The organism is Falsihalocynthiibacter sp. CO-5D18 (genome assembly GCF_041205445.1).
Lineage (GTDB): Bacteria > Pseudomonadota > Alphaproteobacteria > Rhodobacterales > Rhodobacteraceae > Falsihalocynthiibacter > Falsihalocynthiibacter arcticus.
Window position 1 is genome coordinate 136,214 of record NZ_JBGFCF010000011.1, and the last position, 21,594, is coordinate 157,807.

The 21,594-nt window shown below is 54.4% G+C and carries 21 protein-coding genes and 1 tRNA gene; 6 read left to right on the forward strand and 16 right to left on the reverse strand.

Annotation, left to right across the window (positions count from 1 at the left end; genetic code table 11):
- Positions 1 to 3 precede the first annotated feature (3 nt).
- Entirely contained in the window at positions 4 to 2,127 is a 2,124-nt protein-coding gene (locus AB9F27_RS15165) for a ComEC/Rec2 family competence protein (RefSeq protein ID WP_335584193.1), read from the forward strand.
- On the opposite strand, the gene lexA is transcribed toward AB9F27_RS15165, so the two are convergent.
- The 6 genes from lexA to AB9F27_RS15195 all read right to left on the reverse strand — a co-directional run bounded on the left by lexA (position 2,121) and on the right by AB9F27_RS15195 (position 7,156).
- Positions 2,121 to 2,816 (reverse strand): transcriptional repressor LexA, encoded by a 696-nt coding sequence (lexA, locus tag AB9F27_RS15170; RefSeq protein WP_335584192.1) that lies wholly within the window; start codon positions 2,814 to 2,816, stop codon positions 2,121 to 2,123. The two genes, AB9F27_RS15165 and lexA, sit on opposite strands and share 7 nt — an antisense overlap.
- A gap of 171 nt (positions 2,817 to 2,987) precedes the next feature.
- A complete protein-coding gene (gene glp / locus AB9F27_RS15175) occupies positions 2,988 to 4,160 on the reverse strand; it encodes a gephyrin-like molybdotransferase Glp (RefSeq protein ID WP_335584191.1) in 1,173 nt (390 codons plus the stop codon).
- A gap of 3 nt (positions 4,161 to 4,163) precedes the next feature.
- Entirely contained in the window at positions 4,164 to 4,640 is a 477-nt protein-coding gene (gene moaC / locus AB9F27_RS15180) for a cyclic pyranopterin monophosphate synthase MoaC (RefSeq protein ID WP_369757910.1), read from the reverse strand.
- A complete protein-coding gene (gene trpC / locus AB9F27_RS15185) occupies positions 4,640 to 5,449 on the reverse strand; it encodes an indole-3-glycerol phosphate synthase TrpC (RefSeq protein ID WP_335584189.1) in 810 nt (269 codons plus the stop codon). Before trpC ends, moaC begins: the two co-directional genes overlap by 1 nt.
- A 97-nt stretch (positions 5,450 to 5,546) precedes the next feature.
- Positions 5,547 to 6,563: an anthranilate phosphoribosyltransferase gene (gene trpD, locus AB9F27_RS15190; protein ID WP_335584188.1), complete on the reverse strand. Its 1,017-nt coding sequence runs from the start codon at positions 6,561 to 6,563 to the stop codon at positions 5,547 to 5,549.
- Positions 6,560 to 7,156: an aminodeoxychorismate/anthranilate synthase component II gene (locus tag AB9F27_RS15195; protein ID WP_039002135.1), complete on the reverse strand. Its 597-nt coding sequence runs from the start codon at positions 7,154 to 7,156 to the stop codon at positions 6,560 to 6,562. Before AB9F27_RS15195 ends, trpD begins: the two co-directional genes overlap by 4 nt.
- Positions 7,157 to 7,337: 181 nt before the next feature.
- Here AB9F27_RS15195 and AB9F27_RS15200 point away from each other — a divergent pair, with 181 nt between their 5' ends.
- Positions 7,338 to 8,831: a divergent polysaccharide deacetylase family protein gene (locus tag AB9F27_RS15200; RefSeq protein WP_335584187.1), complete on the forward strand. Its 1,494-nt coding sequence runs from the start codon at positions 7,338 to 7,340 to the stop codon at positions 8,829 to 8,831.
- A gap of 14 nt (positions 8,832 to 8,845) precedes the next feature.
- Here AB9F27_RS15200 and trpE read toward each other — a convergent pair whose 3' ends face one another.
- The 6 genes from trpE to fabI form a co-directional block, all read right to left on the reverse strand.
- The gene (gene trpE, locus AB9F27_RS15205; RefSeq protein WP_369757911.1) at positions 8,846 to 10,357 is read right to left on the reverse strand and encodes an anthranilate synthase component I; all 1,512 of its coding nucleotides are present in this window, start codon (positions 10,355 to 10,357) and stop codon (positions 8,846 to 8,848) included.
- A gap of 61 nt (positions 10,358 to 10,418) precedes the next feature.
- Positions 10,419 to 12,272 (reverse strand): SurA N-terminal domain-containing protein, encoded by a 1,854-nt coding sequence (locus tag AB9F27_RS15210; RefSeq protein ID WP_335587001.1) that lies wholly within the window; start codon positions 12,270 to 12,272, stop codon positions 10,419 to 10,421.
- Positions 12,273 to 12,360: 88 nt separating this feature from the next.
- Positions 12,361 to 13,545 carry an aminotransferase gene (locus tag AB9F27_RS15215; protein WP_335587000.1) on the reverse strand — a complete coding sequence of 395 codons (1,185 nt, stop codon included), beginning with the start codon at positions 13,543 to 13,545 and terminating at the stop codon, positions 12,361 to 12,363.
- Between the two features lie 15 nt (positions 13,546 to 13,560).
- Positions 13,561 to 14,064: a xanthine phosphoribosyltransferase gene (gene gpt, locus AB9F27_RS15220; RefSeq protein WP_039002139.1), complete on the reverse strand. Its 504-nt coding sequence runs from the start codon at positions 14,062 to 14,064 to the stop codon at positions 13,561 to 13,563.
- Positions 14,065 to 14,100: 36 nt separating this feature from the next.
- Entirely contained in the window at positions 14,101 to 14,712 is a 612-nt protein-coding gene (locus AB9F27_RS15225) for a LysE family translocator (protein ID WP_369757912.1), read from the reverse strand.
- Between the two features lie 3 nt (positions 14,713 to 14,715).
- Positions 14,716 to 15,525 (reverse strand): enoyl-ACP reductase FabI, encoded by an 810-nt coding sequence (fabI, locus tag AB9F27_RS15230; RefSeq protein ID WP_039002141.1) that lies wholly within the window; start codon positions 15,523 to 15,525, stop codon positions 14,716 to 14,718.
- Positions 15,526 to 15,642: 117 nt separating this feature from the next.
- Between fabI and pdxH the strand changes: the two genes are divergently transcribed.
- From pdxH to AB9F27_RS15250, 4 genes are all read left to right on the forward strand, one after another.
- On the forward strand, positions 15,643 to 16,248 hold the full coding sequence (gene pdxH, locus AB9F27_RS15235) for a pyridoxamine 5'-phosphate oxidase (protein WP_335586975.1): 606 nt from the start codon (positions 15,643 to 15,645) through the stop codon (positions 16,246 to 16,248).
- Positions 16,249 to 16,373: 125 nt separating this feature from the next.
- Positions 16,374 to 16,904: a cold shock domain-containing protein gene (locus AB9F27_RS15240; protein WP_335586976.1), complete on the forward strand. Its 531-nt coding sequence runs from the start codon at positions 16,374 to 16,376 to the stop codon at positions 16,902 to 16,904.
- 11 nt (positions 16,905 to 16,915) lie between these two features.
- Positions 16,916 to 17,401 (forward strand): DUF192 domain-containing protein, encoded by a 486-nt coding sequence (locus AB9F27_RS15245; RefSeq protein WP_335586977.1) that lies wholly within the window; start codon positions 16,916 to 16,918, stop codon positions 17,399 to 17,401.
- Between the two features lie 41 nt (positions 17,402 to 17,442).
- Positions 17,443 to 17,519 (forward strand) — tRNA-Pro (locus AB9F27_RS15250).
- 456 nt (positions 17,520 to 17,975) lie between these two features.
- On the opposite strand, the gene AB9F27_RS15255 is transcribed toward AB9F27_RS15250, so the two are convergent.
- From AB9F27_RS15255 to AB9F27_RS15270, 4 genes are all read right to left on the reverse strand, one after another.
- Positions 17,976 to 18,377 (reverse strand): MAPEG family protein, encoded by a 402-nt coding sequence (locus AB9F27_RS15255; RefSeq protein ID WP_335586978.1) that lies wholly within the window; start codon positions 18,375 to 18,377, stop codon positions 17,976 to 17,978.
- 83 nt (positions 18,378 to 18,460) lie between these two features.
- A complete protein-coding gene (locus tag AB9F27_RS15260) occupies positions 18,461 to 19,312 on the reverse strand; it encodes a GyrI-like domain-containing protein (protein ID WP_335586979.1) in 852 nt (283 codons plus the stop codon).
- 9 nt (positions 19,313 to 19,321) lie between these two features.
- Positions 19,322 to 19,621, reverse strand: coding sequence for a DUF1330 domain-containing protein (locus AB9F27_RS15265; protein WP_335586980.1), 300 nt, complete (start codon positions 19,619 to 19,621; stop codon positions 19,322 to 19,324).
- A 935-nt stretch (positions 19,622 to 20,556) separates the two neighbouring features.
- On the reverse strand, positions 20,557 to 21,288 hold the full coding sequence (locus AB9F27_RS15270; protein WP_335586766.1) for a YrhK family protein: 732 nt from the start codon (positions 21,286 to 21,288) through the stop codon (positions 20,557 to 20,559).
- Positions 21,289 to 21,594 lie beyond the last annotated feature (306 nt).

Consider the following 21,594-nt stretch of genomic DNA (forward strand, 5'->3'; position numbering starts at 1 on the left):
AACGTGCAGATTAACCTGCAGAGTTGGAAAACACAGCCTCTAATTGCGGGGCAGAGGGGGCACCTGTTCCCTTGGGTGCCTGTATTTTTAAGTATGGGGATCGGGCTATATTTTGCCCTAAGGTTTGAGCCCAATATCGCACATTATGGTTTGCTTGTCCTTGTGACTGTTGGATTATTTTTCACGGCTTCCACCATCCGCGAGAACTTAGCACCGTTTCTGTTGGCCATCGCGCTGGTATTCTCTGGCGTTTTACTCGCCGGTGTGCGCAGCCATGCCGTTTCAGAACCGGTGCTTACGTTTCGTTATTACGGCCCTATTCAAGGGCGGGTCATCAAGATCGATCGCTCCGCCTCAGAAGCGACCCGCCTGACGCTCGATCGCGTCATCCTCGACAATTTATCGCCTGAACGCACGCCAAGCAAGGTGCGCGTTAGCTTGCACGGCGATCAGGGGTTTATTGCTCTGGATCTTGGCTTGACAGTCATCCTCTCGGGCCATCTTTCGCCGCCCTCGGGAGCGGTGGAACCGGGCGGGTTTAACTTTCGCAAAATGGCATGGTTTCAAGGGCTTGGCGCGGTTGGCTATACCCGCAGCCCCGTTCTCGCCCTGACTGCTGCACGTCATGGGAAAGCGGGCCTCTTGATAAACCGTTTTCGGCGCAAAATTTCGACCGCCGTTCAAGCGGCCATCCCCGGCGAGGAAGGGACATTTGCCGCCGCGATTTTAACAGGGGATCGCTCCGATATGTCGCGCGCCACCCTCCAAAACCTGCGCAACAGTAACCTCGCACATCTGCTTGCCATTTCGGGCCTCCATATGGGGATGTTGACGGGGTTTGTTTTCGCGGCCGTGCGGATCATTTTTGCGTTTTTCCCAAGCGTTTCCATGCGTGTTCCAGTTAAAAAAGTTGCGGCGCTCGTCGCTCTGACCTTTGGGGCGGGTTATTTGGCGATGTCGGGCGGCAATGTGGCGACCATTCGCGCCTTCATTATGGTCTCGGTGATGCTGTCCGCGATCCTGCTCAATCGGCGGGCGCTGACGTTGCGTGCCGTCGCCATTGCCGCGATTATTATCCTTGTCCTTCAGCCTGAGAGCCTCACTGGTCCTGGATTTCAGATGAGTTTTGCGGCGACGGCAGCCTTGGTGGCCGTTTTTGGCGCGATGCGGGATTTTCCTTCCCTCCCGATTCCCAAATTCCTGCGTGGCGCGCTCGCCGTTGTGCTTTCATCCTTCATCGCAGGCCTCGCAACGGCCCCGATTGCGGCCGTGCATTTCAACCAAATCGCGCAATACGGGCTGATCGCCAATGTCATCACCGTTCCCCTTATGGGGGTTTTGGTCATGCCTGCCGCGGTGGTGGCGGTGTTGCTCGTGCCCTTTGGTTTGCAGGGGCTGGCGCTGGAGGTCATGCGCTGGGGTATTTGGTGGATTCTTGAAGTTGCCGAGCGCGTATCGCATCTCGAAGGGGCCTTGCGATTGGTGGTGACGCCCGATCCCATCGTCCTGCCCTTGCTTGCTTTGGGCGGTGTCATTTTGATCATTTGGCGGGGATATGGGCGTTTGTTGGGCGTGCCACTTCTTATTGGCGGATTTGCCATATGGAGCCAAACAACCCGTCCAGACATCCTGATTTCTGACACCGGCACGCTTGTGGGTGTGATGACACCACAGGGGCGCGCGTTAAGCAAAGCCAAAGGGGCGGGTTTTGTCGCCGACAGTTGGCTTGAAAACGACGGAGACGGGAGCGCGCAGTTGGTCGCGTCCGAGCGCGGAAAATTTGAGCGTGCGAAAGGTAAGGTTTCAACGGAATTTAACGGATATAGCATCCTCCAGCTTTCGGGTAAAAAGGCGAATGAACTGCTTGAGGCGGGGTGTCGAACCCATGATTTGGTTGTCACCAACGTCAAAAGCGAGCCGCTGGAGGGGTGTATGCTTATTGATCCCATAACGTTGCGCAAAACAGGGAGCATTGCCGTTTATCAAACTCCGTCGGGTCTTAAAATGATCACCGCACATCAACTCGAAGGGCAGCGCCTATGGTCGCCCGTTGAAAAGAAAAAGCGCCGCTCATTTAGAAAGAGCGACGCCAATAATTCCTCAAAAATAACGCAGAAAACTCAATAGGTTCTAATCAGCCCGACGAGCTTCCCTTGAACTTTTACGTGGCCCGCGGGCAAAACACGGGTCTCATAAGCGGGGTTCGCGGCCTCAAGGGCGATCATATCCCCTTTGCGGCGGAACCGTTTCAAAGTCGCCTCATAGCCTTCGACATGGGCCACAACGATATCGCCGTTTTCAGCGTCGCTGGTTTCGCGAATGACCACCACGTCGCCATTGTTGATCCCTGCATCGATCATGGAATCCCCTTTGACTTCAAGCGCGTAGTGATGCCCAGAGCTTGAGATCATCTGGCCGGGAACGGCCACGCTGTGCGATTGTTCCGAAATGGCCTCAATGGGTGTCCCTGCTGCGATGCGTCCCATAACGGGCAATTCAATCGCATAGGATTGTTTGATGTCAATCGCCGCTGCGGGCGTCTCGGGGCGGTCGCCCTCAATAACACGCGGTGAAAAACTGCTCTGGCGCTGATTTTCAAGGATATTCGGACGTTTCACAATTTCGATGGCGCGGGCACGGTGGGCAAGTCGACGAATAAATCCACGCTGCTCAAGCGCCGTAATCAAGCGGTGAATGCCGGATTTGGAGCGAAGATTAAGGGCATCTTTCATTTCATCAAACGAGGGGGGAACGCCATCGCGCTCAACCCGTTTGTCGATGAAAGCCAATAATTCCAATTGTTTTTTCGTCAGCATCTGTCTCATCCTCTTGCCGTGGCCAACATTCAAAGGCCAATGTTACGAGCTTTGGGTGTGCGGGCGGCACAGCACGATGGGCATTCAATTGTTAACACACGCGAATTTCGCCTGTGTTCTCCAATGTTCTACCCATGTTCTTGTTTTGTGTCAACCGTGTGGTGCGCGTATTTAGATTGGCAAGTAAGAGACAATCGCGCCGGCGTCGATTTTTCCCGCATGAGGGGCGCGGATTAGGAGGGCGTTCGCTGCCGATAAAACGGTCAGCAGGCCGCTGTCTTGGCGCAAAAGCGGGGTGATGCCGTCTTCCGAAATAATTGCGCGCATATAATGGGCGCGAGGTCCGTTTGCGGGCATGTCTTGGGTCAATTTGGCCGTTAACTCGCGCGGCAGCACATCCGGATGGCCCATCATTTTGCGGATCATTGGCACGAGGAAGATCTGTCCACAGACCATCGAGGATACCGGATTTCCGGGAAGGCCAACCATAGGTACGTCCAAAACGCGCCCCGCCATCAAGGGTTTTCCGGGCCGCATGGCGATTTTGTAAAACGCGCGTTCCATGCCCAATTCCGCCGCGACATCTGCGACCAAATCATGGTCGCCCACCGACGCGCCGCCAATGGTGACGACCAAATCGGCGGATTTCGCCAAGGTGAAGGCTTGGGTCAGGCTGGGTTTTGTATCGCGCGCGATGGGAAGCAGGCGAACCTGTGCACCGGCTTCCTCCAACATCGCTTTGAGGCCAAAACTGTTGCTCGCGATGATTTGGTCCGGTCCCGGGACTTCGCCAGGAATAACCAGCTCGTCGCCCGTGGCGATAAGGGCCACGATCGGGCGGCGGTAAACTTGGAGTGTGGGGGCGTTCATCGAGGCGGCGAGGGCGATATCGCCTGCGCGTAAAACGCGCGGCGCTTGGATGCGGTCGCCAGCGGCGAAATCATCGCCAAGAGGACGGACGTAATCGTGATTTCCGATCTCGCTATCGAGGGTGATCAACTTGCCGCGCACGGCGACATCTTCTTGGATGATAACGTAATCTGCGCCTTTGGGGATCGGCGCGCCGGTAAAAATGCGGACCGCTTCGCCCGCGCCAACGGTGCCTGAAAATCCGTGCCCCGCTGCGGCCTCGCCTATCACGGAAAACATCGCATATGGCTCGACTTCGACGCCCTTAACCGCATAGCCGTCCATGGCGCTGCTGGCGAAAGGGGGCTGGCTGCGGGTCGCGACAATATCGCAGGCCAAAACACGTCCTGCGGCCTCCTGAAGCGGGACGGATTCCACCTCAAGCTCGGTGACCAAATTAAGGGTCTTGGCGAGCGCATCTTCAACTGAAATCATGGGTTATTCCGCTTCAAAAAGGCCGGATTTGCCACCGGATTTCATCACCAGACGAATGTCGCCGATGACCATGGTTTTTTCAACCGCTTTGACCATGTCATAGAGGGTGAGCGCGGTCACCGAGACCGCCGTGAGGGCTTCCATTTCGATGCCCGTTTGCCCCGTGGTTTTCACCGTCGCCGAGATTTGTACTCCGGGCAAAGCGGGGTCAGGCGTTAGTTCCACCGACACTTTGGTGATTGGAAGCGGATGACATAACGGGATCAAATCGGAGGTGCGTTTGGCCCCCATAATCCCCGCCAGCCGTGCAACACCAAGGACATCGCCCTTTTTCGCGCGGCCCTCTGTAATCATCGCGAGGGTTTCAGGGAGCATTTTGACATGACCCAGCGCCGTGGCAACGCGGCTGGTTACAGCCTTGTCGGAGACATCCACCATATGCGCATGTCCGTCTCCATCAAAATGCGTCAGACCCGCCATTAAAAACCCGAGGGCATGGGAGGGTTGGCGAGCAACGTCCGTGTCGCATGCTCGACATCTTTTTGGCGCATCAAAGCTTCGCCAATCAGGAATGTGCGCGCGCCGTAACGGGCCAAATCGGCCAAATCCTTGGCGTTGGACAAGCCGCTTTCGGAAACAATCGTGCGTCCCGCGGGCACCAATTTGGAAAGGTTGCGCGTGGTGTCGAGCGTTGTTTCGAAGGTTTTGAGGTCGCGGTTGTTGATGCCAATTAAGGGCGAGTCAAGGATGGCGGCGCGTTCCAACTCTTCTTGGTTGTGGACTTCGATTAGCACGTCCATGTCCCATTCCACGGCCGCCGCTTCGAGTTCGGCGGCTTGGGTATCGGAAACGGTAGCCATGATGATCAGAATGGCGTCGGCATGGAGCGCGCGGGCCTCGGCCACTTGATAGGTGTCATACATGAAGTCTTTGCGCAGCACGGGAAGTTCGGTTGCCGAACGTGCTTGGGTCAAAAACACCTTCTCGCCTTGGAAGCTCGGCGTGTCCGTCAGGACGGACAAACAGGTCGCGCCGCCTTTTTCATAGGCTTGCGCAAGGGCGGCAGGGTCAAAGTCTTCTCGGATCAACCCTTTGGAGGGGCTCGCTTTTTTGATCTCGGCAATCAGCGCATACCCTTGTTGGGTGGCGCGAAACAAGCTGGAGGCAAAACCGCGCGTTGGCGGCGCGGATTTGGCTTGGGCTTCGATCTCGGCGAGGGGTGTCGCGACCTTGTCGGCGGCGATTTCCTCAAGTTTATAGGCTTTGATTTTGTCTAATACTGTGCTCATAAATTCTATCTATTCCTTGGTAGGGCGGCGGGCAACTTTAAAGGTACATTCCCAAGATTTATTCGCGCAAAAACCAGGGAAAATGCGGCGGGAAAGCCTAGACCCCTGAAGTAATTTTAGCCAATTTTATCAGCTTCTTGATCGCTTTGCCACTGTCGATCGAATCCGCAGCCAAGGCTACACCGTCGCGCAATGCATTGCATTTTCCGGCGATGACCAAGGCGGCGGCCGAATTCAGCAAGACCGCATCACGATAGGCGGATTTATCTCCCGCCAAAAGGGCTGCGAGGGCATCGCCGTTTTCTTGCGGGGTGCCACCCGTGATCGCGGAAAATGGGTGGGTCGGCAGACCGGCATCTTCTGGCCGCACTTCGAATTCGAATATCCGGCCATCGCGCACTTCGGCAACCCAACTCACGCCCGTAATCGACAGCTCATCCGTGCCGTCGCACCCATGTACCAGCCACGCGCGTTTTGTGCCCAAGCGCAGCAGGGTTTCCGCCATAGGCCGGATCAAATCGCGGCTAAACGCGCCGGTTAATTGCAGTTTTACGCCCGCTGGGTTGGTCAAAGGGCCAAGGATGTTGAAGATGGTGCGGGTGCCCAATTCCGAGCGGGTGGGCATGACGTGTTTGGTGGCGGGGTGGTGCATCGGTGCCATCATAAAGGCAATGCCCGCTTCCTTGAGGGCGCGCTCGACAACCGCGGGGCCGACCATCACTTCAACGCCATTTTGCGTCAGGGAATCCGCAGCTCCAGAGTTTGAGGATAATTTGCGATTGCCATGTTTGGCCACAACGACCCCCGCGCCCGCAACAACGAACGCGCTGGCGGTGGAGATTTGCAAGGTTGGCTTGCCGGTTCCGCCGGTTCCCACGATATCAATCGCCCCATCGGGCGCGGTCACGGGGTTACATTTTTCGCGCATGACCGTGGCGGCGGCGGCGTATTCGGTGACCGTCTCGCCGCGTGTGCGCAGCGCCATTAGGAAGCCGCCGATTTGGCTTGGGGTGGCTTCGCCCGTGAACAGGATTTCAAAAGCTGCGCGCGCTTCTTCAGGGTTCAAGGACCGTTCGGCAGCGGCAGCAATCAAGGGCTTCATGGCTTCACTCATGCGACTGCGCGCTCCTGTGTGGAGGGTAACAGGTTAAGGAAGTTTTTCAGCAGAGCATGACCATGTTCGCTGGCAATACTCTCGGGGTGGAATTGAACACCGTGGATCGGCAAGGTTGCGTGATGCAGCCCCATAATTGTGCCATCCTCAAGCCGCGCGTTGGCGACGAGTGTGGCGGGCAGGGTGGTCGGATCGACCACCAATGAGTGATAGCGCGTGGCTTTAAACGGGCTTGGCAACCCCGCGAAAACGCCCGTGTTGTCGTGGTGCATCGCGCCCATTTTGCCATGCACTATTTCATGGCAGCGGATCACATCACCGCCAAAGGCCTCGCCAATCGCTTGGTGCCCTAAACAGACCCCCATCAGGGGCATTTCCACATCGGCGGCCGCTTTGACCATATCCAAACAAATGCCCGCCTTATCAGGGGTGCGCGGACCGGGCGAAAGCAAGATCGCTTCGGGACGCAGAGCCATGGCCTCCACCGCACTCATGTCATCATTGCGAATAACTTTAACATTTGCGCCTAATTCGCCCAAATAATGGACCAAATTATAGGTAAAGCTGTCATAATTATCAATCAACAGGAGCATTTTGTCACCTTTAGGAATAGGGGGTGGTTCCCCGCAATCATCGCGGTATAGTTGTTCAGAGAGCCGCCCAAGGGTCAAGGGCTTAACCGTGGAATTCGGTGAGTAATTGATGTTTGAACCATTGTAAACTTGGGGAAATTGGCCGATAGAGCATGCCGATACTGGCAAAAGGACGGGACCTATGGGTGGAGTGTTAAAGGGTGCATTGCTGGGGTTGGCCTGTGCATTTGCTTTGATTGTGGTGGCAGTAGTTGTTGCGCCTGATGTTGATCCTGCGAAATATTCCGAGGCGCCCATTGTGGGCCAAGAAGACGCGCCCGAAGTTGCGGCGCCAGAAGTGCCCGCTGAGGTTGAGGCCGCGCAATCCGAAAGCCCCGTTCAAACCCAAGATGCACCGCAGACGCCTGCCGTTGAAGAAACACCCGCAGAGCCTGATCTTGTCACCACCACGCCCGCGATTGTGGTGGATCCCGCTTTGCCCAAACCCGTGCAAACACCGCTTGAAACACCCCCAGCTGAAATCGTCATCCTTGCGGATCCCACCGTGGATGTGGGCGAGGGGGCAACCGGCCTTCCCGCGCCGCAGAGCGAAGAACTGTCAGATGTTTTGACCCAGAATGCAGCGCCCATCGAAGCCCAACAAACCCAACCTGCGTCACCCGCTGCCCGCACGCTTGAGCCGTCCGCAGAATCGACCGCAGTTTTGCCACAGGAAAACCAGCCCCAACCCCAATCTAAACCCGAACGCACCCAGTCCAACGCCGAATCTGAGGACGGGCCGCCGAGCGTTCAGTTTGATAGCCCGCAACCCCCACGAGCCACCGAGCGTCCCGTCGTTACCGAGGGATTCGGCACGCCCGTGGGGACCTTCAACGACCAAGAAAACGCCCTTGTAAATCGCGCCCCTAGTGTGCGCATCAACCGTCTTCCCAGCGTATCACAAGACGACGAACAAGAGGCTCGGAGCGACACAATCGAAATACCCCCGCCCAGTGCTTTGCGCGACAATCGCGCGCCCTTTCAAGCCAGTGGAAAACCCCTGATCGGCATCCTTCTTTTGGAAGGCGATGATCGCAGCGAAGACGCCGACCGTTTGGCCCTAATTGCCGATTTCGGCGTGCCCCTCAGCATTGGGATCGACCCCACATCGGAAGGCGCTTCTGCACGGGCCTATGAGTATTACGACGCCGGAGCGGAAATTATTGTGCTGTCCAGCTTGCCGGAAAACGCATCGCCGCAGGACGTCGAAGTGACCCTCGCTCAGTATCAAGTGAGCTTGCCAATGGCCGTCGCGATGATGGAATTGCCCTCCGAGACTGCCTCCCGTACAAGCCGCAGCCTGTGGCAACATGTTATCGCGATTTTGCACGATCGGGGCTATGGACTGGTGGCCGAGAATGTTGGCCTAAACACCGCCGTACAATTGGCGAGTAAAACGGGCGTGCCGCATGTGCAGGTTTTCTATGGGATCACCCCAGAAGAAACCCAAGACCGTCTGCGGACGATTTTCAATCGGGCAATATTCAGGGCGACGCAAAAAGGCGCGGCAGTTGTAACTGCACCCAGCGATGTGACCGCCCTGACGGCGCTCAAAGCCTGGGCCTTGGTGGACCGTCCGTCCTCGGTTCAAATCGCGCCAATCTCGGCTGTTTTGCTTGAGGTCGCGCCGCAGTAAATTTAGCGGTAAATCTAGGAGTTTCCCGAACGTGTGAACAGGCCAGCCCCTTCGGCTGCGGCCCGTATCGCTTTGGATTTATTGACAGTTTCAATATATTCGGCCTCAGGGTCGCTATCATAGACAACGCCGCCACCGGCCTGAATATAGAGCTTCTGATCCTTAAGCACAGCGGTGCGCAGGGCGATACACATATCCATGTCACCATTGGCTGCAAAGTACCCACAACCGCCGCCGTAAACCCCGCGTTTTTCCGGTTCTAGTTCGTCGATAATCTCCATCGCGCGGACCTTCGGCGCGCCGGAAACTGTGCCCGCAGGCATGCCCGCAAAGAACGCCGAGAGCGCATCTTGGTCGTCGGCTAACTCGCCAACAACGTTGGAAACGATATGCATCACATGGCTGTAATGCTCGACGATAAATTGCTCGGTCGGCTTAACTGTGCCGATTTTTGAAACCTTGCCCGTGTCGTTGCGGCCCAAATCAAGCAGCATCAAATGCTCGGCGAGTTCTTTCTTATCGGCCAGCAAATCGGCCTCAAGTTCGCGGTCCTCTTGCGGGGTTTTGCCACGAGGACGGGTGCCCGCAATGGGGCGAATGGTGACCTGTTTGTCAAACACCCGCACCAGAATTTCGGGACTGGCGCCGATGACCTGAAAATCGCCAAAGTTGAAGTAGAACATGAAAGGCGACGGGTTGGTGCGGCGCAAACTACGGTACAGCGCAAAAGGCGGCAGGGGGAAGTCTTGGGTCCAGCGTTGGCTTGGCACCACTTGGAAAATATCACCCGCGCGGATGTATTCTTTGGCTTTCTCGACCGCCTCTAAATACCCCTCGTGGGTGAAGTTCGATGTCAAATCACCAAGCTCGGCCTGCGTGCCCAAATCGCGGGATTCGCCCGGCATTTGGCGTTCCAAATCGCGCACGGCGTCCATCACCCGTTCGGCGGCTTGGGCATAGGCGGCGCGGGCGGATTGCCCCGAATTGGCCCATGCGGGCGACACGACAATGACCTCGCCCTTCACCCCGTCCAAAACCACCACCACGGAGGGGCGGATCATCACGGCGTCGGGCAAGCCAAGCGTATCAGGATTGACGTCGGGCAAGTGCTCCACAAGGCGGATCATATCATAGCCAAGATAGCCAAATAGGCCCGCAGCCGCACTTGGCAACTCGGGCGGCATATCAATGCGGCTCTCTTCGATAATTTGGCGCAGCGCGGTCAGCGGCTCTGCAGAACAGGCCGCAAACGCCTCGCGATCAAAGCGCGCTTCGCGGTTCAAGCGGCTGGTTTTTCCATCACATTCCCAAATCAAATCGGGCTTCATGCCGATGATGGAATAGCGGCCACGGGTCTCGCCGCCGGTCACACTTTCCAAAACGAAGCTGTCCTTGCGACCCTGTGTCAGCTTGAGCATGAGCGACACAGGTGTGTCCAAATCGGCGGCAAGGCGCGTGAAAACCACTTGGTTTCGGCCCGCTTTATAGCCCGTTTCAAAACTGTCAAAAGATGGCGTAAGGGACACGGGGAACTCCATAGAAAGAAAAAACGGCCCCGCAAAACAGGGCCGTTATCTGGTGGTGTTATTATTGTGGAAAGTTTGCATGTACAGAGTTGATCACAGCCTGGTTGATCGTCAATCCGGCCTCGGTGGTCAATTTTGCCGACAGGGAAATCAACACATCACTGGACATGGATTGAGCCATCTGTTGTTCCAAACTCTCCCGCAATGCGACGATTTCGGGGTCTTCCATGTCTGGACCACTGCGCCCGTTCATCCGCACCAAAATAACGCTGTCTTCATGGGGGAACGACGCAACTTCACCATCCGCAAGCGCAAATACGCGCTGCAAGAAATCGTCCGGCGTGCCGTCGATAAAGGCGGTGCGCGTCAAGCCGGTTTCAATTGTGATGTCCATGCCCATGGTTTCAGGGGCCTCATTGGCTTCGAACTCGGCCAAGAATGTGGTTGCCATTTCGGTGAGCGCGGCACGAATTTGAGCGTCGCGCCATGCGGCGGTAACCTCGGGGCGCACGTCAGCCAAGTCCTGCAAGCGGGGCGCAAGGACTTCGTCGAGACGCATGGCAAAAACACCGCCATCATCCAGCAGGATAGCCTTTTCAAAGTCGCCCGCATTCAGCTCAGCCGCCGCTGTTTGGAAGGCGTCATAGCTCGCCAAACCTTCGGTGACATCCTCAGACCAGTCGATAGTGCCCAACGTAAGATTGGTTTCATTCGCAAGATCTTCGAGGGAGTTTCCGCCAGCCAAAAGGTCGTCCAAATCTTCAAGACTGTCTTCAATTGAGCGTCGCGCCGCGTCTTCCACCAATTCTGTGCGCAACTCGTCGTTGGCGTCCTCAAAGGAGGTTTCGCGTGACGTCAAAATGGCGTTCATGCGGTACAAAGCTGGGCCGCGGCTGGTTTCCATGGGTCCCAAAATACCCGGTTCGGTCATAGCAAAAACGGCGTCTGCAGCATCGCCAAGATCGGCTCGAGTTGCATCGCCCAAGTCGATATCCGTGAGGGTCAGCCCGCGTTCAGTGACCAAATCACCAAAGGTCGCGGCGCCATCATCTAGACGGGTTTTTGCGGCCTCGGCGGCTGGGAGGTCAGGATAGGCAAGACGCTCGACCATCCGACGCTCAGGAACGATATAAATTTCCGCGCGGTCGTCATAAAGGGCGCGCAGGTCTTCCTCTGGCACCACAATCGTGTCGATCAAATCGGCGGGAGACACCCAAGCGTATGTGATGCGTTTCTTCTCAGGAAGGGTGAAATCCGCTGGGTTTTCAGCATGATAAGCGGTTAACTCTTCAGGGGTCGGCTCTGGAATGTCTTCTGCGAGGTTTGTTTCGTTCAAAACACCCCATGCAAAATCGCGGCGTCCGGCAATATATTCCATCGACAGATCGGCCAGCGATTCAGGAACCACAATACCCGTCGCCATGGCTTGCTGGTACAATGTACGCGCAGTTTCAACCCGCAGCGTATTTTCGAATTGCTTCTCTGAAAGGCCATTGCGCTGAAGGAAAAAATCGTAACCCGCACGGTCAAAATTGCCATCAATGCCTTGAAATTCTGGCTGGTCAAGCAACTCAAGCGCCACCTGTTCATCGCCGACGGAAAGGCCAAGGTTTTTCACCTCATTGTCGATGGCGGCCGTGGCGTAAAGCTGTTGGCGCAGGTTCTGGTCAATTCCGAATTGGTTGGCCATTGAAAGGGTCACTTGCGTGCCAAATTGCTCAGTATACCGGTTCAATTCACTGTTGAGGGCGCGGTAATACTCATCGGCGGTGACTTCGGTTTTGCCCACTTTGGCAACGGGGGTAGATCCACCGCCGAAATTCGTAATGCTAAAGCCCGCAAGCCCGACAATAAGCCCGAGAATTAGGATCCACACAAAGAACTGTGAGATGCCACGTTTGCCGCCAATAGCCATATTTTCCTACCCTTTTTCGCTTGTTGCAGAATGTTTAAGGGTTTGGTTCTACGGGAGCAAGGGCGTAAGGGCGCGGGAGCGTAAAAGGTTAGGGTTTTTGTGCCGTTAAACGTTCAAACAGCGACGTTATTCCGGCACGATCAACATTGGCGAAGGCCACGCGTACTTCGCGCGCTCCGTTTGGGTCGTTCGCAGGGCGGAACATCGTGCCCGGAAGCAAGAGAACGCCCGCTGTACTAACCAAGTTTTTGGCCAATTCGTTCGACGGTATTTGAAACGGATGGCGCAAATAGGCAAAATACGCACCAGCCCCCATGAGCTCCCAACCTTGTGCTTTTAACGCGGGGAAACCTTCGATGATCGCGGCGCGTCGATCCAAAATTTCAAGGCGTTCACCTGCGAGCCAATCGTCAAGGTTTTCGATCCCCCAGAGCGCGCCGATCTGGCCGAGTTGGTTGGGGCAAATAGCGACGGTGTCGAGGAATTTCTCGACCTCAACTAGAAAGCGCGGTGCGGCGATGATTGCGCCAACGCGATGGCCCGTGAGGCGGTAGGATTTGGAGAACGAATAGAGCGAAATGACCGTGTCGTCCCAATCGGGATCGTTCAGAAGGGTGTGCGGCGCGCCGGTTTTGCTGTGAAAATCGCGATAGGTTTCGTCGATAATCAGGGCGATGCCGTTTTCACGTGCGAGGTCGCGGAAACTGGCGATCAGCTCGGCAGGGTATTCGACGCCACCGGGGTTGTTGGGGCTGACTAGAACGATGGCTTTTGTGCGGGGCGTAAGCAGCGCGCGGGCCTCGTCGGGGTCGGGCAAAAGATCAGATTGCGCTGGCAGGGGCACGGCACGCACCCCCTGCATATCGCACCACATTTGATGGTTGAAATACCACGGAGTCGGGATGACGACCTCATCACCTTTGCCCGCCAAACAGGCGATCACTGCTGCAAAGGCCTGATTGCAACCCGATGTAATTGCGACATTTTCTGCGGCAACTTCGCAGCCATAAGCCTTGGCCCATCGCGCGGCAAGGGCGGCACGTAAATCCTGACGGCCCAAAACGGCACCATAGAGATGCGAGTCGGCTTGCGTCAAAATTGCCTCGGACATCGCGGCGCGCATTTCGGCGGGCGGGGTGTCCACGGGAGCGGCTTGGCTGACGTTGATCAACGGCTGGTCGGCGGGGAAGGAAACCCCGTCAAGCCAACGTCGCGCTTCCATTACCGGAGGCACAGCAGTGGATTCCATCAAAGGATTGAGGGTAAATTTCATGCTGTACCTTAAAAATTAATCTTTGCCGCGATAGGGTTGGACGTATTGCAATGCCATGTCCCACGGAAAGAAAATCCATGTGTCTTGGGAAACTTCGGTGATGAACGTGTCCACCATCGCGCGGCCTTTTGGCTTGGCATATACTGTGGCGAAATGGGCCTTGGGGTAGAGTGCGCGGACCAACTCAAGGGTGCGGCCAGAATCGACCAAATCGTCGACAATCAGAATGCCTTCGCCATCGCCCATCAGGGCCGCGTCGGGCGCTTTGAGGATTTCCGCCTTGCTTTGGTCTTGGTGGTCATAGGATTTGACCGAAATTGTATCCACGGTGCGGATGTCCAATTCGCGCGCCATGATCATTGCGGGGGCCATGCCGCCGCGTGTGATCGCAACAACAGCTCGCCAAGACCCGTCCACAGACCCCTTGCCGTCAAGCCGCCACGCCAAAGCGCGCGAGTCACGGTGGATTTGATCCCAGCTAATGTGGAAGCCTTTTTCATGTGGCAAACGATCGGTCATGGCAGCTCTTTCATGGTTGCAGGCAGATAAGGTAACTTATGTAAGGGCAATTTTTAGCCCTAAAGCCCCCAAGAGGCCACCGAAAATGCGATCAATGGTGCCTTTGAGGTTGAGATAATTGCGCCGCGTGCGTTCGAGAGAGAAAATCCGCCCCACAAGGATATTCCAAACAGTCTCGTTAAAGAAGACAATTGCGAGCAAAGCAGCGATGACAGTTGCGCCTGCGTCCGAAGGCACTGTCCCCAAAAAGATGGCTGCAAAAAGGATCGCGGGTTTGGGATTTGCCAACTGTGTGATCAACCCCAAAAGGACGCCGCGACCCAGACTTGGTGCCGTCACAGAGGTGCCTGTATTGAGGGGGGTATCGGCCTGTTTAAACAGTTTAATCGCCATATAAACGAGGAAAGCGCCGCCCGCGAGTTTGAAAACAGTCAATAAAATTGGTGCATACGCGAAAAGCAGCGACAGGCCGAATAAGGCCGCCGCCGCCCAAATAACGCCGCCGATTCCGATGCCGATGGCCACACCCGTTGCTGCGCGAAAGCCATGCGTGACTCCCGTGCGCGCCGCCATCAGGACCGAGGGGCCCGGACTGATAGCAGCCATAAGGTGCAGAAGCGCGACAGCGATAAAGGCGGCGAGTGTCATGGTTTAGCTGCCTTTTGTCGCGTCGATATCGGGCGCATCGACGGCTTTCATGCCGACCACGTGATAGCCCGCGTCAACGTGCAGATTCTCGCCCGTTGTTCCAGATCCAAGATCCGAAAGCAGATAGAGTGCTGCCTTACCGACTTCTTCTTGGGTGACATTGCGGCGCAGGGGCGAGTTCAATTCGTTCCATTTCATGATGTAACGGAAATCGCCAATCCCAGAAGCGGCCAGTGTTTTGATAGGGCCTGCAGAGATTGCATTCACGCGGATGCCATCTTTGCCAAGGTCTTCGGCGAGGTATTTCACCGAGGCTTCAAGTGCAGCCTTTGCGACACCCATGACATTATAATGTGGCATGACTTGCTCGGCACCGTAGTAGGTGAGCGTCAACATGGAACCACCTGATTTCATCAGTTTTTCTGCGCGTTGTGCAACGGCAGTAAACGTGTAAACCGAGATATCCATCGTCATGCGGAAGTTTGCCGCCGACGTGTCAACATAGCGGCCACGCAATTCGTTTTTATCCGAGAAACCGATGGCATGGACGACGAAATCGATTTCGCCCCATGCTTCTTCGATGCCTGCGAACATCGCGTCCAACGACTCGGCGTTTGAGGCGTCGCAATCAAAAAGCTGGGTCACACCCAAGGTCGCGGCCAGTGGCTCTACGCGCTTTTTAAAAGCATCCCCCATATAAGAGAATGCCAGCTCGGCCCCATGTTCAGCACAGGTCTTTGCGATGCCCCAAGCGATAGATTTGTCATTGGCGAGCCCCATAATAAGGCCACGTTTACCGTCCATCAGTTTCATGTGTTATCCTACGTTTATACGCCCCAAATTATACCTGCCATAAGCGATAGTCAGTGTTGCATCAAGTCTGTTGGCGTGCTCCAACCAATAGACCAGTCAGAAAACTTTGAGGCGACCATGAGCGAGACAAGAGATATTTTTGCGGGTGACGACCCTTTTGTGATTGCCCAAAGGTGGCTTTCCGAGGCGGAAACTAGCGAGCCGAACGATCCGAACGCCATTGCTTTGGCGACTGTGGATTCCCAAGGCATGCCCAATGTGCGCATGGTTTTGCTCAAAGAAATAGAGTCCGCTGGGTTCGTTTTCTATACGAATTACAACAGCGCAAAGGGGCAGGAAATCGCCCAAAGCGGTACCGCTAGTTTTGTGATGCATTGGAAGAGCTTGCGGCGGCAAATCCGTGTGCGGGGAAATGTAGAGCGGGAGGAGGGGCCACAGGCGGACGCCTATTTTACCAGCCGTTCCCTGAAAAGCCGACTCGGCGCATGGGCGTCGGATCAATCACAACCTTTGAGTTCACGATCCGCATTGGTCGCGAAAGTAGCAAAAATCACCCTCGCCAAGGGGACAGCCCCCGCGCGGCCCCCGTTTTGGGGGGGATTCCGCATTAAACCAACAGAGATCGAGTTTTGGGCGGATGGCGAATTTCGCCTCCATGATCGGTTCCGTTGGACTCGGGAAGACACTGATTCCGATTGGAAAATTGTGCGTCTCAACCCATAGTTTAGTTGACGTAGGGTTAACTTCTTCTAGACTACATCTCAAATTACCTCTTGTAACCTTGGCGGTGTTTGCCGAAAAGGACCGCGGGCAGGACATAATAAAAGGCGCCAAATAGGCGTATTGGGATGACAATAGAATTAGCAATAGGACGTATCGTTCATGGGTACGTGAAGTGGTTTGATCCTGTAAAAGGGTTTGGCTTTGTCGTCTGCGACGACGACGGGCCGGATATCCTTTTGCATGCAAACGTGCTGCGTAATTTCGGGCAAAGCTCTATCTCAGAAGGGGCTGAAGTCGAAATCGAGATCCATGATACCAGCCGCGGCATACAGGCCACGCGGGTTTTAGCCATCAAACCGCCCCAAAAAAACAGTGATACGGGCGAAGGGGATTCTGATTCGGTTGCAAGAGAAGCCGGTCCCTTACTTCCGGCGCGGATAAAATGGTTTGATCGCACTAAAGGATTTGGATTTGCCAATGTGTTTGGCTATCCTGAAGATGTTTTTGTACACGTGGAAGTGTTGCACCTTGCGGGGCTTGCAGACCTTCAACCCGGAGAAGCGGTTGCTATGCGGGTCGTGGACGGCGAGCGGGGCCAAATGGCCGCGTCCGTGACATCTTGGGAGGCTGTGTTATCCAGCGATTTAGAAACCTAACAACGTCTCGCATGTTTACACATGTTTTGCGCTTTACGGCGCCTTTTGTTCTGTCGGGGTTTATAGCTTCGGCGGGACTAGCCGATTGCAGCCCCACCACCGCCGAATTGCGCGGCCCATGGGGGCAGGCCCAGTTTCAAATCGAAATCGCTGATACCAACGAATCCCGTGCGCAAGGTCTGATGCACCGTACCGAAATGCCACGGATGTCGGGCATGCTTTTCCTGTATGATTCGCCGCGTCCCATGGCCTTTTGGATGCGAAACACATTGATTCCACTCGATTTGCTTTTTATCGCCCCCAATGGCGAAGTCTTGGCCATTCACGAGCGCGCAAAACCCTTGGACGAGACGCATATTCCCGGACCAGACGGATCAATCGCCGTTCTTGAAATAAACGGCGGCATGGCCGAAACCCTTGGAATTAAAGCTGGAAGCCAAATTCGTCACAGTTTTTTTGATCAATTTTCAACTTCTTGGCCCTGCAACGCGTCTTAGGGCTTTTCATTCCCGCGACTGGTGGTTAATAAGCCCTCAGTCGGGGCGTAGCGCAGCCTGGTAGCGCGACGGTTTTGGGTACCGTAGGTCGAAGGTTCGAATCCTTCCGTCCCGACCAATAAAAGCAATGACTTACATTGCTTTTCAACAAATCCCAGCAAGCCGTTTACATATACGGTTTACGGTTTCCTAATCATTTTGTTCTTTTCTTCGACGCAGATACTTGCGGTAACCGTATGAGTTCGTTGTGGCTTGCCAAGGTTTTCAGCAATGGTGACGGCGATTTTTTAACAAAGTGATTTTGGTGAAAGCGGCTATTCGCTATCATATGTACCAATGCTTGATATGCGGACAAAGCAGCCGTACGAGCGATGAGGCTCAAATGGCGCTTTCGGCCCTTTGTTGCCGTTCGCCTACCCTCGATAATGCCGCAGTGGGGCCCGTTAGACCGGACTTTCGCTGCGCCAGCAGAATCGAGTGATCGGTGAATTCACAGACTGCGGACAAAGCCGACACTAAGCGGCGATCTTCAATGTCTGCTTCCGTTGCCGACTGCCCATTAGGGCGACAAAAGTTACGCCATCCCTGAAACCAGCAAGGAATAGCCGATATATGCAATCGACAATACCGCAGCGGCAAACGCTGGTATACGAGCGAACGGAATTCCAGTGTAGTACAAAACGGCAAATGCCGCACGACCCAGAACGAATACATGGGCTGCCGTTTCCGCGCTTCCACTTTCTAGTCCGCTTATTGCAGCGGCGGCCAAAATGGGTACGCCATAAGCGGCGGCCTCAACCTGATTTTGATAGGCGTTCTTGATCCGACGCGCCAAGGGAGAATATTCAGTCGTCGTGCTTCTATTTGAGGAAAAGCCGTAGCCAAAACCTTGAGTGAGGTAGGTAAAATTGATTTCGATAAACAGCATCACGACTGTCAGAAGTCCGAATAGAACGAGTGCGGTAACAAAGACCATTGGGGTTTCCTTTTCTTAGAGATGAGCCGAATTGGCTCGGAGTATTTCATTCGCAGCACATAAACGCTTCACCGACCTTTGCCCTACTTGCGGCTCACGGGGATATGAAGGAATAGCGTTTTATCCGCACCTTTTGGCTGTGCGTCAGGTGAATAGAGTTCAAAATCCGGTTTTTCGACGTATTCGTAGTCGGATTTTGGAAGCCAACTTCCCCAAATGTATTTCATTGTCTCGGGCAGTGATGAGACCGGCCCTTCATGTTGGAAGACCGCATACAGATGTGATGGGATAACTCTCGCAATCATACCGTCAGGAATATTATCAAAATCGCTTACTTCGACGGCACAGATATAACTGAATCCGACTCCGTCTTCGCTTTCTTGATACTCCTCATAAATTCCAAACGCATCCCTGCCAACCCGATTTGAAATATGGACGACCTCTTCTCGAAATGCAGACCACAACGTGTCCATGTCCAAATCTTCTTCAGTATATTGGCGCGCGGTTCCGATGACCCTTACTTCGGATCGCACAACGATATTGGGTTCCATGACCAGCCGATTTTGAAGGTGATTCAACATATGCGGACTGAATTGATCCTTATAGATCAGTCTAAACGGGTCAGCATTTTCGCGATATTGCTCCGGTGTGGTCTTGAAGAGTTGTTTAAAGGCCCGCGTGAACGCCGCATGTGATTCAAATTGGCAGCTCAGGGCGATGTCCAAGATTGAACTCTCACCCTTGGCCAATCGCTGTGCAGCAATCGTCAGCCGTCTTTTCCGGAGGTATTCTTTAGGAGCATCGCCAACAAGTGAACGGAAAATTCGACAAAAGTGATAGGTCGAATAATGCGATGCTTTCGCCATGTCGTGAATGTCGATTGGCTCGAACATGTTCTTCTCAACGAAGTCGATGCTCCTAAAAATACGTTCCATCTGGCCTACCTATCCACCGCAAACGAATAAACGAATGTTGGAAAATGCTCGGTTCCGAAATGGTACGATTGCCAGGTATTCTGGGTCATTGACCATCCCATTGATGGCTTCCGCGCTCGGGAATGAAAACACCCCGATCATAGCGGGCTTTTCGCCTAAATCCATGACAGATTGGACCTTATAATTTGCAGCCGGTTCACCGCCATGCTTAGCCATGATGGCATATGATTGCGAGCCATACTTCTGCATGTCGTCGGCGTTGTCTGGGTTTGGCGTTGCTTCAACGACCAAAAATGCTTGAGCTTCCATGATGAGCCTTTCAATTTGCTTACGTCGGATTTGACTGATTGACTGCGCTTGAGCATGCCGACAAATAGTAAATACAACTCGGATTTCGGGGCTGCTTTGCATTCCTTGCTATTATTTAGAAGCAGGCATTCGCTGCGACGCAGAAAATCTGCACATTGGGCTCACTGCCGCCATTAGATCGTTTGCAGCATTCGTGGATTTGACCTCTTATTGAACGGCTGCTTTCGCCAGATTGCCCGAGAGCCCGCGCACTTGCAGCGAAAGTCCGCAATCCGCCCTTAATGTCGAATGCTGCGTTTGCATAACCTACCCGTTATCTATCCAATGATCTTATTATGCTTTGGGATTGCCTAAACTGTCTGACGTCAGCGCTTATGGGGCCAAATAGCGGTATTTGATAAGCGAACGCCGGACATCGCATACTTCAGCCAGATGGAAACACGAAAAGCGGCATGAACAGAAACCCGATGTATCTTAGCAATGCCGTAAATCTGTACTGAAAAGCAAGACCACTTCAGTAGGCCGTCTTTAGTTGCCGTTAATGATGAGGCATCAACGTTATCAAATTTGTTTTTTTGCAATACTCGTGTCGGTGACCAAATTCATCTCGGTGTTTGACCTGTTTTTCAAAATTTTGAGCTTCTAATCGTCTTATTCCACCGCGTTCAGGATTAGTGACAAATTCGGTGACAAGGTTGAATTCAGTGCTCAACCCAAAAAACCAAAAAGCCCTCTAAGTCACTGACTTAAAGGGCTTATTTTGGCTCCGACGGTAGGGTCTAACCTATTCTGTAACATATTGTTTTTAAGCGCCTATTTTATCCGTAATTTTGACAAACCGGTTCGCAACTGGTTCGCAGGCATAAAAGCCACGAATATGGCGCGCGCGCATTCTCATTACCAAGTTTTTTAGGCAAGTGGTTCTGGCCTAGCCTCTATTGGGTGGCGTTTCCGACGAGAGCCGCGCGAATCTCCTGCCTCATAATCACGCAGGTGCGCCAGTAATTGAACACGCCCCCCGCAAAGAATAGCACACTTCCCACGATGTATTGCCACGCTAGAAACGCGTCGATTGTCGTCCGGTCCGCCGGGTCATTCAGTGCCATAAGGTAAGGAATTGACGCCACCGCAAAGAGTGTCGAGCCGGTTACAAAGGTCAAGGCCGTCAAATTCATCAACTGCAAAGTGATTAGATCTTTCGCCAGTACGATCTCTAATACGTTGATGACCGCGCCCAGCACGAATAGCAGACTACCGATCACGAAACACCACGCCCCCGCAATGAATAACGCACCCGGTGACAGGAAGAGCAAGCTGCCTATGGTGAACAGCACGCTACCGGCGGTGTAGCTGAGCGCAGCCCAGAACTCTAGTTTGTCCCATACTGTTTTGACCCCAACAATTTCACGGAGATGACGCCGGACCTCGAACAGGTCGTGCCCCGTTACCAACAGGTAGAGCAAGGAGCCGCCAAAGAAGATCCACGCCCCTAGATCCGCGTAGGCGGCCAGCGCGGGAAGAAACAGGATGCTGCCAATGACAAAGACGATACCGCCAACAAGATATACGGCAGTATTAATTGTCTCCCATAGGAAATTCTTGCGCAGGTCCGCATTACTTGAAGTTGGGTCAGTCAGGCGAGGCCTATTGACGAAGAGATGGGGCATTCAATTAACCTCGGTACGTTGGGGCTGTGTCGGGTATGTACGGCGGCTCTAAGCCGTTCGTACAGCTTACAAACTAGCGGCGAATAGCAAAGAAGTCACGAACCGCCGATCTTGGTGTGAAACGCAACATAGGTCTTCTTTCCGCGTCTAGTAACGACTGCTGTATGCCAATGCCAATGCCAATGCCGAGACAGTGAGACGCTGAGACAGCGAGACAGTGGGAAACCTTTATTGATGGGGCCAATCCTTTTGCCTGGCTTGCTTTTGGTCGCATAGGTTTTGAGCTTGCGTTCCAACTTTGAGATG

Excerpts from the sequence above, each read along its gene's own strand:
- gpt (WP_039002139.1), bottom strand. The coding sequence starts at position 14,064 with ATGACCGATCGTTTGCCACATGAAAAAGGCTTCCACATTAGCTGGGAT.
- AB9F27_RS15215 (WP_335587000.1), bottom strand. The coding sequence starts at position 13,545 with ATGAAATTTACCCTCAATCCTTTGATGGAATCCACTGCTGTGCCTCCG.
- fabI (WP_039002141.1), bottom strand. The coding sequence starts at position 15,525 with ATGAAACTGATGGACGGTAAACGTGGCCTTATTATGGGGCTCGCCAAT.
- lexA (WP_335584192.1), bottom strand. The coding sequence starts at position 2,816 with ATGCTGACGAAAAAACAATTGGAATTATTGGCTTTCATCGACAAACGG.
- AB9F27_RS15260 (WP_335586979.1), bottom strand. The coding sequence starts at position 19,312 with ATGGAACGTATTTTTAGGAGCATCGACTTCGTTGAGAAGAACATGTTC.
- moaC (WP_369757910.1), bottom strand. The coding sequence starts at position 4,640 with ATGGCGGGTCTGACGCATTTTGATGGAGACGGACATGCGCATATGGTG.
- AB9F27_RS15245 (WP_335586977.1), top strand. The coding sequence starts at position 16,916 with ATGTTTACACATGTTTTGCGCTTTACGGCGCCTTTTGTTCTGTCGGGG.
- AB9F27_RS15270 (WP_335586766.1), bottom strand. The coding sequence starts at position 21,288 with ATGCCCCATCTCTTCGTCAATAGGCCTCGCCTGACTGACCCAACTTCA.
- AB9F27_RS15265 (WP_335586980.1), bottom strand. The coding sequence starts at position 19,621 with ATGGAAGCTCAAGCATTTTTGGTCGTTGAAGCAACGCCAAACCCAGAC.
- trpC (WP_335584189.1), bottom strand. The coding sequence starts at position 5,449 with ATGAGCACAGTATTAGACAAAATCAAAGCCTATAAACTTGAGGAAATC.
- AB9F27_RS15210 (WP_335587001.1), bottom strand. The coding sequence starts at position 12,272 with ATGGCTATTGGCGGCAAACGTGGCATCTCACAGTTCTTTGTGTGGATC.
- AB9F27_RS15195 (WP_039002135.1), bottom strand. The coding sequence starts at position 7,156 with ATGCTCCTGTTGATTGATAATTATGACAGCTTTACCTATAATTTGGTC.
- AB9F27_RS15200 (WP_335584187.1), top strand. The coding sequence starts at position 7,338 with ATGGGTGGAGTGTTAAAGGGTGCATTGCTGGGGTTGGCCTGTGCATTT.
- glp (WP_335584191.1), bottom strand. The coding sequence starts at position 4,160 with ATGATTTCAGTTGAAGATGCGCTCGCCAAGACCCTTAATTTGGTCACC.
- pdxH (WP_335586975.1), top strand. The coding sequence starts at position 15,643 with ATGAGCGAGACAAGAGATATTTTTGCGGGTGACGACCCTTTTGTGATT.
- AB9F27_RS15255 (WP_335586978.1), bottom strand. The coding sequence starts at position 18,377 with ATGGTCTTTGTTACCGCACTCGTTCTATTCGGACTTCTGACAGTCGTG.
- trpD (WP_335584188.1), bottom strand. The coding sequence starts at position 6,563 with ATGAGTGAAGCCATGAAGCCCTTGATTGCTGCCGCTGCCGAACGGTCC.
- AB9F27_RS15225 (WP_369757912.1), bottom strand. The coding sequence starts at position 14,712 with ATGACACTCGCCGCCTTTATCGCTGTCGCGCTTCTGCACCTTATGGCT.
- AB9F27_RS15240 (WP_335586976.1), top strand. The coding sequence starts at position 16,374 with ATGACAATAGAATTAGCAATAGGACGTATCGTTCATGGGTACGTGAAG.